Origin of the sequence: Pseudoalteromonas sp. 19-MNA-CIBAN-0066 (assembly GCF_040308705.1) — a bacterium.
Taxonomy (GTDB): Bacteria; Pseudomonadota; Gammaproteobacteria; order Enterobacterales; family Alteromonadaceae; genus Pseudoalteromonas; species Pseudoalteromonas nigrifaciens.
Window position 1 is genome coordinate 110900 of sequence record NZ_JBEONZ010000009.1, and the last position, 12535, is coordinate 123434.

Genomic DNA, 12535 nt, shown 5'->3' on the forward strand with positions numbered 1-12535 from the left:
ACCCAAGTAACTTGGATACCGATTGCAGCCATACTATGCAAAAGTGAACAAAAGTTTAATAGCTTGGGCTACATCTGTATTAGCCACGATCAGCCACCTTGTACACTTAAAATTACACGCAAGTAAATAATTTAAAACAACCTAGCAATTACAAGCTTTAAAGATGCAAAATATCGTACACAATTAAATACACTCTAATTTATTTGAGTAAATGCCTGATGAAGATCAGCAATAATATCGTTAACATCTTCAAGTCCAACCGAAAGCCTAATTAATCCATCGCTAATACCTGCAGCGAGTCTTTCCTCTGGTGTGTAAGGTGAATGGGTCATAGAGGCTGGATGTTGAATAAGTGTTTCAGCGTCGCCTAAACTTACGGCAATTGTACAAAGCCGCATACTATCAATAAATTGCGCCCCCTGCTGCAAACTACCTTTTAGCTCAAAAGCAATAACACCGCCTGCCGCTTTCATTTGTTTGCCAATAAATTTATATCCAGGGTGCGATTTAAGCCCAGGATAGTAAACTTTACTTACTTGTGGGTGCGCTTCTAAGTATTCGGCAATTGTTTGTGCGCTGATACAGTGGCGCTCAATTCTTATGGCGAGGGTTTTTAAACCTCTATTAATAAGCCAAGCATCGTGCGGGCTTATAGTGGCGCCAATGTCTTTAAGCACCGTCATTTTTATTAGCGTTATATGCTCCATAGATCCACATACAATGCCCGCTACCACATCGCCATGGCCGTTTAAATATTTGGTAGCACTGTGTACTATAATATCGATACCGTACTGCTTAGGTGATTGTAGTAATGGCGTTAAAAAGGTGTTGTCGACCACGCTAATTAAGTTGTGCTGCTTTGCAACGGCGCCAATTAATGCTAAATCGATAACCGCCATAGTGGGGTTAATGGGCGTTTCTACAAATATCATTTTTGAATTGGGTTTAATTGCAGCGCGTAGTTCATCCTCGTTGGTCATATCAACAAAGGTGACTTCTATTCCCCAGCGCGGCAACATGTGCGAGAAAAACGCAAAGGTACACCCATATAAAGCACTCGATGCAATTAAATGATCCCCTTGCGATAAAAAGCTAAGTACTGAGGCCGATACCGCCCCCATACCAGTTGCCGTTGCTGCAGCCGCTTCACAGCCCTCTAATTGCGCTACTTTTTGTTCAAGCTCGGTAGTAGTTGGGTTGCCTAGGCGGGTATAAATATAGCCCGGCTCATCGCCAGCAAAACGTGCTGCACCTTGCGCTGCATTTTCAAAATGAAAAGTTGAGGTTTGATACAAAGGAGAAGTGAGTGCGCCGTGAGGGTCGTTTGCTTTTTGCGGGCCGTGAATACATTGGGTGTTTATATGATGCTTGCTCATTGAATACTCTCTTATTTTGATTGTTATTGGGTATTAGCCTTCAATCAAAACGTATGGGCATTCAAAGCACAAGCATCCCGGATGCTCAGATGGCTACTTGTGCAATATTTATACTTTTAGCTGTACATAAATATTGCCAAGTATTTCTTAATACTGCTTATTCCGTTGTCTCGGGCTTTTTACGGCTAATAATTTTACTAGCAATATTTTGTACCGTACTTTTTAATAAATTGCGTTTATTTTCAAGCCGAGGTAATGGGCGGCTTAGTTCCATTGCTTTGTAGCCAATGCGCGCGGTAAATATACCGGCACTTAAGCCCTGTGCTGCTCGCCCTGAAAGCTTACCTAATAACTCGGCGCTTAGCGCGGTTGCAGCTAAATCAGAAATAAGCTCGGCACTGCCCACAAACATTACTTGCTTTATTAGCATGCGATACAGTTTTATGCGACTTGCGTAACCAAAACCAATCCCGTAAATTTTTCCTATTTGCTCTATTAACTTAGTACCACGCCACAGAACAGCCATCATATCCACCAGCGCCAGCGGGCTAAGCGCAACTAGTAACGCCGATTCAGTTGCAAAGCGATTAATTAGCTTTTTAGCTTGGGTATCTTGCGTTATTAATAAACTATTGGCGTACAGCGTCATTATTTCTTTATCGCTGTGATGCGTTGCCACTTGATTTTTAAAAGTTTCAAAGTTATCAAGTTGCTGATGTTTATTTAGTTTTTCAAGCCAAGGTAATGCGCCGCCTACTTGCTCGCTATTTAACAGCCTGTCGGCTTCATGGCGATGTAACTGGTTACGTTTTAAACTGCGCAGCATTCGGTATTCGCGCCATAATAAGCGCCCTATTAGCAACACCCCACTCACTACAGCGGTTAAATATATACTGCCTAAAATAATCGACTGTTGAAAAGCCAGTACCAATGAAAAAGCGAACTCTAACAACACCAGCACTATAAAACTAACAACAAAAATGCCTTTGAGCGTTTGCCATTTTGACTTTTTATATACTGGCGCTAGGTCAATTTCTGGCTCTAGCGCTTCGTCATTATCTTCTTGGTAATCACTTTGTCCATGTTCAATTATTTTTGCAGGCGCCAATTCAGGTTCGTTTTGCTCCATACTCTGGGTATTTATACGACGTCCTGCTTGAAACTCTTGGTTTGATTCACTCATGCTAACTTGTCTCCTAACAGGTACTGCATCACATGATCTAATCGAATATGTTTTAACTGCTTATCTGGGCTTGGCATTGGCGAAAACGATAAAAACTCAAACCCTTGCGCTGGCCATTCACTTTTATTAAGCATTCTATTAGGCGGCTGTGGCGGTAAGTAGGTTAGCCAATCAGGCTCGTTAAGTGGCTTGCCATAAATGCAGTCTAGCGTTTGGCCTTTGTCGGTTACTTGGCGCGGCTGTGTTGCGGTAATTGACGACATAGCCATGGTTTCTATTTGCACACCATCAAACTTTAAATGATTACTTTGCTCGTGCACTAATGAGTCAAGTAATAGTGCTAAATCTTTATGATGCTTAGCGGTTATATGATCTGATTTATTAGCGGCAAATAATATTTTATCTATATTAGGTTTAAATAAGCGTTTAAAAAAGCCCGATTCACCATAACTAAAGTGCGCCAATAACTGATTAATAACACTACTTTGCTCTTGCAAGGTTGCATGCCCTTCGTTTAAGGCACTAAGCACATCCACTAACACTATTTGGCGATCAAAATGGCGAAAGTGTTCATTATAAAAAGGCTTTACAACTTCTTTAACGTAGGCGTTAAAGCGTTTAATTAAATGCGCTAAGTTAGAGCCTGCAACTAGGTTATTACTATTTATCTCACCCGATACTGGAAAAAACAATAGCAATGGCGCGCCTTGTAAATCGCCTGGCATTAACATGCGCCCAGGTTGCAGCATAGCTAATTTAGTGTCTTTTTTAAGCCCTACCAACATGCTTTGATAAAGCTGTGCAATATGCGCAAGTGCGCTTTCATCTACCGGCGCATTTAGGTCGAGTTGCTCAACGGCTGTTAAAAACTCACTTGAGGTATGTACCCGCAAATGCTGCGTTAATAGCGGATATTGCAGCTCGCACCACTGTGCATAACTTTGCTCCAGCATAGGTAAATCAAGCAACCACTCGCCGGGGTAGTCAATAATATCTAAATAAAGTGTTGATTGCGGTGAAAAATGGCCACGCAACCCAGCGTTACTTTGATACTTAATAGCTAAACGCAGCGTATTTATGCGCTCGGTTGAAGGCGGCCATGTTGGCTCGCCGTCACTGGGGAGTAACGCATTTAATGCTCGAGTATAATTAAATGTGGGCACTTTAAGCGCCTCTTGCGGCACTACTTTAGTGGCAATGTGACGGCGCTCGCGCATTACATCAAAAAAAGGCAGGTTTTTATCACTCGCTTGGCTTGTTAAGTGTTTAACTAATGCGGTAATAAACGCTGTTTTGCCGCTGCCACTCAAACCTGTTACAGCCAGTTTTACATGCTGATCTAAGCTGCGATGCAATGCTTTTTGTGCTTTGCCTTTAATACTGGTAAAGGTCTTTTTTGCAAATGAAGTACGACTCATAATGGTTTAGCACTTAGCACTTCACTTACTGTTTAATGTGTAGTTGCCGTGCTATTAAATCCTTTAAAGTTTGTTAATTTCACGGCTCACCGTAAATTCAGTAGAAGTAACATAGCGTTCTATATTTTGTAGGCGCGTATCTACGCGTGTTAAACGCTCTTTTAAGTCTTGCAATGCGCGGCGCGGTGGCTCGCCTTTTTGCCATACTTTAAATTTCACTTCTAGCGGATCGCCATAGTTAGTTGAATTTGTTTTATAGGCGCTAGTGGGTTCTTTTTTATCTAAAATAAACCAGGCTGCAATATACGCTACCACAAATAAAGGGCCGCCAGTTAGTAATACCGCACTAACAAATATAATACGAACTAACCATAATTCCATATTAAAATAATCGCTTAGCCCAGCGCATACGCCGGCTATTTTTCCGCGCTGCGGATCTCTTAATAATTCACGTTTGGTACTCATACTTTACGCCTCCACTGTGGCGACTCTTGATCAAGTAATGCTTCGAGTGTTTCGACTCGGTCTGCCATTTTTTCAGCCTTTTGAGCAAGCTCTAATAACTGGCGATGCTCGTGTTCACTTAACCCTTGGCTTACTTGTTTTTTGCTACGGTAGTGCAATATTAACCACAATGGCGCTACAAAAATCATAAATAAAATAAATGGTGCTACGAGTATTTCTGGATCAAACATAACCCTCTCCTGACTATCCGTATTAGTGTTTTAAGTAGGGGCACATGGGCCCCTTATATTATTATTGGTATGCGTTAGCTATACGTTACTTATCTGCTAGCTTCTTTTTAAGCTCAGCTAACTCATCGTCTACCTTTTCGTTTTTTTGCAGTTCGGCAATTTCATCTGCTAAGGTTTTTTTGCCTAAATCGTACGACTCTATTTGAGATTCTAGTCCATCTATTTTAGTTTCGTAACGCTCAAAACGATTAAGTGCATCTTCTACCTTTGAGCTATCAAGTGCTTTTTTAACTTCAAGGCGCGACTCAGCCGAACGCTGACGTAATATAATCGCTTTTTGACGAGCTTTAGCATCTGCTAGCTTTTCTTGTAGCGTGGTTACTTCTTGTTGTAACTTTTCGATGTGTGAGCCTACATGCTCAAGTTCACCCTCGACTGAGGCTACAGCTTCAGCTGACTTTTGCTTTTCGAGTAAAGCGGCACGTGCTAAATCGTCACGATCTTTGCTTAGCGCTAGTTCAGCTTTGTCTTGCCAATCATTCATTTGCGCTTTAAGTGTATCAACGCGACGTACTAATTCTTTTCGCTCAGCGAGTGTTTTAGCTGACGTAGAGCGAACCTCTACCAAGGTGTCTTCCATTTCTTGAATAATCAGACGAACCATTTTTTCTGGGTCTTCTGCTTTATCTAAAATGGCATTGATATTAGAATTAACAATGTCTGCAAAACGTGAAAAAATTCCCATAACATTTACCTCTATAATTTAAACTTAGTTTGTCTGCTATAACTGTATCAATATGCTTGCCAACTTTATAAAAGTTAAAATACATAATTTATTCATAGAGTTAAACTCAAATTACAAATTACTTTAGTTATCCCCCATTATGAAATACACTAACTGTTAGTAAAAATGACTAAGAGTTAGGAAATATGAGCCAATATCGCCAACAAGATAACTTACTCGGCCAATCTGATAGCTTTTTATCGGTACTTGATCAGGTATCGCAGTTAGCTAACCTAGATAAACCAGTGCTTATTATTGGTGAGCGTGGCACAGGTAAAGAGTTAATTGCAGCGCGTTTACACTTTTTATCTAAACGTTGGGATCAAAACTATGTAAAGCTCAACTGTGCGGCGCTTAACGAAAACCTGCTCGAAAGTGAATTATTTGGCCATGAAAGTGGTGCTTTTACTGGCGCTAGTAAACGCCACGAAGGCCGCTTTGAACGTGCAAACAGCGGTACTTTATTTTTAGATGAGCTAGCAAACACCTCCGAAATGGTACAAGAAAAACTGCTACGCGTAATAGAGTACGGTGAATTTGAGCGTGTAGGGGGTAAACAAACAATAAAAGTAGATACGCGTTTAGTGTGCGCTACTAACGAAGATTTACCTTATTTAGCACAGCAAGGTGAGTTTAGAAGCGATTTGCTCGACCGCCTGGCTTTTGATGTAATAACCCTTCCCCCACTGCGTGAACGCCAAGGCGATATAATGCTGCTTGCAGAGCAGTTTGCAATGAATATGGCGCGCGATTTAGAGTGGCAATTGTTTAGCGGTTTTACCCGTAGTGCCACAGAAACACTGCTTAGTTATGATTGGCCTGGTAATATTCGAGAGCTAAAAAATGTGGTTGAGCGCAGTTTGTATCGCCATGGGAGTGAACAGATCCCCGTTCATCAGATTATTTTAGACCCATTTGAAAGCCGTTTTAGGCCAAAACCACGAGTAAAGCCTACTGCTTTTGTTAATAATAACATTAATACTCCTGAGCCAGCGGTTGCCGCAGCGCCGGTTGCTCAAGCACTACCAAGTGCAGCGCCTATTAATACTGAGTTTCCATGTAGCTTAAAAAAACTCTCTAACGACTTTGAAATTTTAATGATTAACAAAGCTTTAGAGCATAGCCAATTTAATCAAAAGAAAACTGCAGAAGTACTGGGTTTGACGTATCATCAATTACGTGGCTATCTGAAAAAATATAACTTGCTATACCCAAGCGACACCAAGGGGTGAGTTTCAGTTTACTTAGTTATAGTTCAATAATAGTTAGAGGTTACGCAGGTGCATAAATTATTACTTGCTTTGCTATCAACCAGCCTTATAGGGTGTATAGATAGTAAAGAAGAAATCTTAAAAGAAAAAAACCAAGGCTTAGTTTATTGCGCTGAAGCAAACCCTGTGTCGTTTAATCCGCAGGTAACTACAACAGGCTCAACTATAGATATTATTGCCAATCAATTATACGACCGCCTAATTAGTATTGACCCTGTTACAGCTGAATTTCAAAGTGAATTAGCCACCGATTGGAAAACGAGTAAAGACGGTAAATCGATTACTTTTACCTTACGTAAAGACGTAAAATTTCATACCACAGCTTATTTTACGCCTAGCCGTGACTTTAACGCTGACGATGTTATTTTTACTTTTAGCCGCTTATTTGATGTTTATAATCCGTATCACTTTGTTGGCGATGCTAATTATCCTTACTTTCAGAGTGTAGGAATTGATCAGCTTATTCGTAAAATTGTACGTGTGTCTGACTATCAAGTACGGTTTGAGTTGTTTAATGCCGAAAGTAGCTTTTTAGCCAATATGGCCACCGATTTTGCGGTTGTATTGTCACAAGAATATGCCATGCAACTAAAAGCCAGCGAACAAACCAATTTGTTTGATCACTACCCAGTAGGCACAGGCCCGTATATTTATAAAGAGTATAGGCGCGACCATTTAGTGCGCTTTTATAAAAACCCAGTTTATTGGAAACACGACGTGGTACTGGATCAATTGGTTTACGACATTACCCCTAACGGCACCACGCGTATAGCTAAAATGCTCACCAAAGAATGTGATGTCACTGCTCATCCAAGTAGCGCGCAATTGAGTATTTTAGCCCAGCGCGACGACATTAATGTAGAAAAAGAAACTAACTTAAATATTGGCTACTGGGCATTTAATACTGAGCGCCCCCCTTTTGACGATATACGAGTACGACAAGCACTCGCTCATGCAATTGACGTAGATAAAATAATGCAGGCTGTGTATTACGGCAATGGTATTCGCGCTCAATCAATTTTACCACCCACCTCGTGGGCGTTTGAACCACAAGCTAACATTCCAAATTTTGACCCTGCTTTAGCCAAAAAATTACTTATTGAAGCTGGCTTACCTAATGGCTTTAACATGAACATTTGGGCCATGCCAGTCAGTCGTATTTATAATCCTAATGCCCGTAAAATGGCCGAGCTAATGCAAAGTGATTTACGTAAAATAGGGGTTAAAGTGAGTATTATAGAATACGAATGGAATACCTTTATTCAGCGTGTTGGCGAGCACCGACACGACAGCGTACTGCTTGGCTGGGCTGCCGATACGCCCGACCCTGATAACTTTTTTAGCCCTTTGCTAAGTTGCACGGCCACCTTTAGTGGTAAAAATGCCGCAAATTGGTGTAACCCACAATTTGACTCTTTACTTAACCAAGCGCTTAGTACAACCGATATAGCACTGCGTAAACAATATTATGACGCTGCACAAAGCATGATTATTAATGAGCTACCTTTAATACCAATAGCCCACGGCATGCGTTTTCAGGCAAGCAGTGCTGATGTAGAGGGCATAACGCTCGGCCCATTTGGTGCTATTTCGCTTGCTAATGCGAGGAAAAAATAATGCGCTTAGATTATATTTTACGCCGCATTGGTTTATTTGTTTTTATGGTATTAATGCTTAGCGTTTTTACTTTTTTACTGAGCTTTTTATTTCCTGGCGATGCATTAAGTAATTTAAGCGGTATTCCCAGTAATAACTTTGCGCAACACACCCAGTTAGAAGATAAGTATTTATATAATAGTAATTATTTTATGCAATATATCGCTTTTTTAGGGCGCATATTGCAAGGTGATTGGGGACTGTCGTTTGCCTCTGGAGATAGCGTGTTTTCGCAAATACTCGACTTAATTCCTGCCACACTCGAGCTTAGTATATACGCGCTGTTTGTTTCGGTTGTTATTGGTGTTCCTACAGGCATATTAGCCTCTGCTTATTATAAACAATGGCCCGATAAGCTTATTTCCTCTACCACTATGGTAGGTTATTCCATGCCTATTTTTTGGTTAGCATTATTACTCATTATGCTATTTTCATTGCAACTGGGTTGGTTTCCAATGTCAGGAAGAATGAGCTTACTCTATGAAATACCACCCACTACAGGTTTTATTTTAATTGATATTAGCTTGGCAAGCTTTCCGTACCAGGGCATGGCTTTTATTGACGCCTTACACCACCTTACCTTGCCTACCATAGTACTGGCTATGTACCCCACTACGGTATTAATACGCTTTACTCGCGAATCTATGCTTAAAGTAATGGATCAAAACTTTATTAAAACAGCGCGCGCAAAAGGCCTTAATCGCAGGCAACTTATAATGCACCATGCGCTGCGTAATGCATTGTTACCGGTAATTAAGCAAATTGGTTTACAATTTAGCACGCTTATTACGCTGGCAATGATCACTGAAATTATTTTTTCGTGGCCTGGGATTGGCCGCTGGTTAATTGATAGTATTTATCAGCGTGATTACCCCGCTATACAAGGTGGCTTAATGGCGGTTTCTTTATTTATTATTTTTGCCACCATAATCGCAGAGCTAATTTATACTCTATTCGACCCACTCTCACGGAACCAAGCTCATGGCAAAGTTTAACTTATTTTCTGAAGAGTCGAATAAATCGCCCCTAGCACGGCTGTGGCGAAAATTTAAAACCAACCACCCTGCACTTGTTGGTTTATGGGTGTTTATTGCTTTTGCTTTACTGGCTGCCAGTGCGCCTTTTTTAGCCCCTTATGGGGTTAATCAGCAACATAGTGATGCCTTACTTATTCCGCCCTCGTGGCGCGAAATGGGTGACGTACGTTTTCTTTTAGGCACCGACGATTTAGGCCGCGATGTGCTTTCTAGATTAATGAACGGCGCAACGTATACATTTGGCTTATCAATTATTGCAGCGTTTTTAACCACTGTCATTGGCTTACTCGTAGGCACTTTTGCTGGTATTAGTCGTGGGCTTCGCTCCAGCTTTTTAAATCACTTACTGGATATAACGCTTTCTATTCCGTCGTTGTTGCTGGCAATTATTATTATAGCGATATTAGGCCCAGGTTTAATGAATACCGTATGGGCAATTATTTTGGCACTGCTGCCGCAATTTATTCACTCTATTCGCAACTTAATTGTAGATGAGCTGAGTAAAGATTACATCACCGCTTATCGGCTCGATGGCGCCTCTAATTGGCATATATTGTCGCGAGGGATTTACCCTAATATATATGAATATATAGTGGTTATTTTTACCATGGCGCTCTCTACTGCTATTTTAGATATAGCCGCTTTAGGTTTTTTAAAATTAGGCGCGCAACCACCTACAACCGAATGGGGTGCAATTTTAGCCGAAAACCTCGGGCTTATATATTTAGCCCCCTGGACTGTAGCCCTACCAGGCGTACTGTTGTTTTTAGCGGTACTGTCAACAAACTTAGTAGGCGATGGACTTCGCCAAGTTTTACAAGCGCGTAAGGCTGATTAAATGCAATTACTTGATGTTCGAAACTTAACCATTGAATTACACACCTCTGAAACCGTTATTAGAGCCGTAGACAGAGTGAGCTTTAGTTTAAAAGAAGGCGAAGTACATGCTTTAGTGGGTGAATCTGGTTCTGGTAAAAGCTTAATCGCCAAAGCAATTGTAGGAGTGCTTAATGAACGCTGGGTAATAACAGCTGATAGAGTGCATTGGCGCGGGGTAGACTTAATGCGTTTAACCCCAGAACAACGCCGTAAAGTAGTGAGCCAAGACATAGCCATGATTTATCAAGATCCAAGTCGCTGCCTTGACCCTACCGCTAAAATATTTGATCAAATAGCCGAAACCTTACCTGAGGTAGCAAGTAAAGGGTTTTTCTTAAAGCGTAATCGCGAGCGCAAAGACAGAGTAAAAGCACTTATTCATAAAGTCGGTATTAAAAACCACGAAGAAATACTTAGCAGCTACCCCCACGAGCTTTCAGAAGGGGTGTGCCAAAAAGTGATGATTGCTATGGCAATTGCGCGTACGCCAAAATTATTAATTGCAGATGAGCCCACCACCGCACTTGAAAGCACCACCCGTGCACAAGTATTTAGATTGTTAAAAAGCTTAAATCAGTTAAAAAACATGTCTATTTTAATGATTTCTCATGAGCTAGAAGAAATTGTTAACTGGTCGCATACTATTCATGTTTTATATTGTGGACAAATGGTTGAAGCAGGCCCAACGCATCGTATTTTTAGCCAGCCACGCCACCCTTATACGCAAGCACTACTAAAAAGCCTACCCGATTACGAACATGGTTTGGCGCATAAAGAGCCTTTTTACGCGCTTAAAGGCACCATTCCTACGCTGCAACATTTACCAATTGGTTGTCGGTTAGGGCCGCGTTGCCCGCAAGCACAAAGAGAATGTGTTATTGCGCCAAAGCTAACTAAACACCAAGGGCATAGTTATGCGTGTCATTTTCCGCTGATCAAGGAGATGAAATAGTGCAACCCTTACTAAAAGTACAAGCATTATCAAAAAGCTTTAATTTACGGGCTGGATTATTTAGCCGTAAAAAATTTGCAGTACTTAAAAATATTTCGTTTAGTGTTGGCAAAGGCGAAACCATAGCCATAATTGGTGAAACGGGTGCCGGAAAAAGTACCCTAGCAAAATTACTTGCCGGAGCCGATAGCGCTGATAGCGGGCAAATTTTACTCGAAAACAACATAATCGAAAATAACGGCATTCGCGATCCACAATGTCGCCATATCAGAATGATTTTTCAAGACTCAGCAACCTCGCTAAACCCGGCACTGACTATTGCCGACATGCTCGATGATTGCCTGCAATTTAATACCGATTTTGACAAACAACAACGCGCCGAAAAAATAGACAGCACTATGTTAAAAGTGGGGTTATTAGTAGATCATCAACAATATTATCCGCACATGTTCAGCATAGGGCAATTACAGCGTGTAGCGCTTGCTCGCGCACTTATATTAGATCCTAAGGTTGTTGTACTCGATGAAGCACTTTCATCTCTAGACCCCTCTGTACGCGCACAAATAGTTAATTTATTACTAAAGCTACAACTAGAAACCGGATTAACCTATATATTAATAACCCATCACCTTAGTTTAGTCCGCCATATTAGCGACCAACTGGTAGTACTAGAACGAGGCGAAATTGTTGAATACGGCCCCACCGAAGCAATATTCCAAAATCCCCAATCGAAAATAACGCAAAAATTATTGAGTTGTTGATGAGACAATCCAAGAAAAACTAACTTCAATACGTAAAAGTGTACGCGTTTAGGTTTGATTTAGAACATAATTAAACCTGAACGTCTGAAAAACTAAAATGTTAAAAAATTAAAAAAATTAAAATGACACCCACTCTAATAAAAAAATTAAAATGACACCCACTCTAATAATTAATTCCTTTGGTGTTTATCTAAACAAACATTGCTAGGCTTAAAAGCATCCTTAATTTTTAAAATCCCTCTGCTTATTCAAATAATATTCAAATAACGCTGTTTTTATTCATTTTAGGCATGCGAAATACTGTGCTTTCACAGTGAGGGGGAATAACGAGGAGTTTTGAAGTAAAGGTTTAAGCCAGTAGCTTTTCGCAGTTACTAACGTTGGCGCGCCGCTTTCTGTTTAGGTGTTCGCAGTATCCTTCGTGTGACGCTGGGCGACCTACTGCGCCATGAAATACGCGACTAAATTGTGTGGTGAGTTTTAGCCAGTTTTCGGGGGTAATGTTTACTCTTTGTAACAGGGG

The 12535-nt window shown here is 40.9% G+C and carries 12 protein-coding genes and 1 pseudogene; 6 read left to right on the forward strand and 7 right to left on the reverse strand.

The window, feature by feature from the left end:
• Nucleotides 1-194 precede the first annotated feature (194 nt).
• The 6 genes from megL to pspA all read right to left on the reverse strand — a co-directional run bounded on the left by megL (nucleotide 195) and on the right by pspA (nucleotide 5417).
• Nucleotides 195-1376, reverse strand: coding sequence for a methionine gamma-lyase (gene megL, locus AAEZ18_RS07950; protein WP_011328702.1), 1182 nt, complete (start codon nucleotides 1374-1376; stop codon nucleotides 195-197).
• Nucleotides 1377-1533: 157 nt separating this feature from the next.
• Nucleotides 1534-2559 carry a YcjF family protein gene (locus AAEZ18_RS07955; RefSeq protein WP_011328703.1) on the reverse strand — a complete coding sequence of 342 codons (1026 nt, stop codon included), beginning with the start codon at nucleotides 2557-2559 and terminating at the stop codon, nucleotides 1534-1536.
• Nucleotides 2556-3977 carry a YcjX family GTP-binding protein gene (locus AAEZ18_RS07960; RefSeq protein WP_086997937.1) on the reverse strand — a complete coding sequence of 474 codons (1422 nt, stop codon included), beginning with the start codon at nucleotides 3975-3977 and terminating at the stop codon, nucleotides 2556-2558. Before AAEZ18_RS07960 ends, AAEZ18_RS07955 begins: the two co-directional genes overlap by 4 nt.
• Nucleotides 3978-4040: 63 nt before the next feature.
• Nucleotides 4041-4442, reverse strand: coding sequence for an envelope stress response membrane protein PspC (gene pspC, locus AAEZ18_RS07965; RefSeq protein WP_011328705.1), 402 nt, complete (start codon nucleotides 4440-4442; stop codon nucleotides 4041-4043).
• Nucleotides 4439-4672, reverse strand: a complete 234-nt coding sequence (gene pspB, locus AAEZ18_RS07970) for an envelope stress response membrane protein PspB (RefSeq protein ID WP_011328706.1) — start codon at nucleotides 4670-4672, stop codon at nucleotides 4439-4441. The genes pspC and pspB overlap by 4 nt, the downstream gene beginning before the upstream one ends.
• A gap of 85 nt (nucleotides 4673-4757) precedes the next feature.
• A complete protein-coding gene (pspA, locus tag AAEZ18_RS07975; RefSeq protein WP_041454499.1) occupies nucleotides 4758-5417 on the reverse strand; it encodes a phage shock protein PspA in 660 nt (219 codons plus the stop codon).
• Nucleotides 5418-5602: 185 nt separating this feature from the next.
• Between pspA and pspF the strand changes: the two genes are divergently transcribed.
• The 6 genes from pspF to AAEZ18_RS08005 are packed head-to-tail and all read left to right on the forward strand — an operon-like array spanning nucleotide 5603 to nucleotide 12012.
• On the forward strand, nucleotides 5603-6688 hold the full coding sequence (gene pspF / locus AAEZ18_RS07980; RefSeq protein WP_086997934.1) for a phage shock protein operon transcriptional activator: 1086 nt from the start codon (nucleotides 5603-5605) through the stop codon (nucleotides 6686-6688).
• 48 nt (nucleotides 6689-6736) lie between these two features.
• Nucleotides 6737-8344 carry an ABC transporter substrate-binding protein gene (locus tag AAEZ18_RS07985; protein WP_011328709.1) on the forward strand — a complete coding sequence of 536 codons (1608 nt, stop codon included), beginning with the start codon at nucleotides 6737-6739 and terminating at the stop codon, nucleotides 8342-8344.
• Entirely contained in the window at nucleotides 8344-9378 is a 1035-nt protein-coding gene (locus AAEZ18_RS07990; RefSeq protein ID WP_350594322.1) for an ABC transporter permease, read from the forward strand. Before AAEZ18_RS07985 ends, AAEZ18_RS07990 begins: the two co-directional genes overlap by 1 nt.
• Entirely contained in the window at nucleotides 9365-10258 is an 894-nt protein-coding gene (locus AAEZ18_RS07995) for an ABC transporter permease subunit (protein WP_011328711.1), read from the forward strand. Before AAEZ18_RS07990 ends, AAEZ18_RS07995 begins: the two co-directional genes overlap by 14 nt.
• Nucleotides 10259-11251 (forward strand): peptide ABC transporter ATP-binding protein, encoded by a 993-nt coding sequence (locus AAEZ18_RS08000; protein ID WP_011328712.1) that lies wholly within the window; start codon nucleotides 10259-10261, stop codon nucleotides 11249-11251. It begins immediately after the preceding gene.
• A complete protein-coding gene (locus AAEZ18_RS08005; protein WP_011328713.1) occupies nucleotides 11251-12012 on the forward strand; it encodes an ATP-binding cassette domain-containing protein in 762 nt (253 codons plus the stop codon). The genes AAEZ18_RS08000 and AAEZ18_RS08005 overlap by 1 nt, the downstream gene beginning before the upstream one ends.
• Nucleotides 12013-12361: 349 nt before the next feature.
• On the opposite strand, the pseudogene AAEZ18_RS08010 reads toward AAEZ18_RS08005, so the two are convergent.
• Nucleotides 12362-12535, reverse strand: a pseudogene (locus AAEZ18_RS08010) (transposase); the annotation flags it as partial.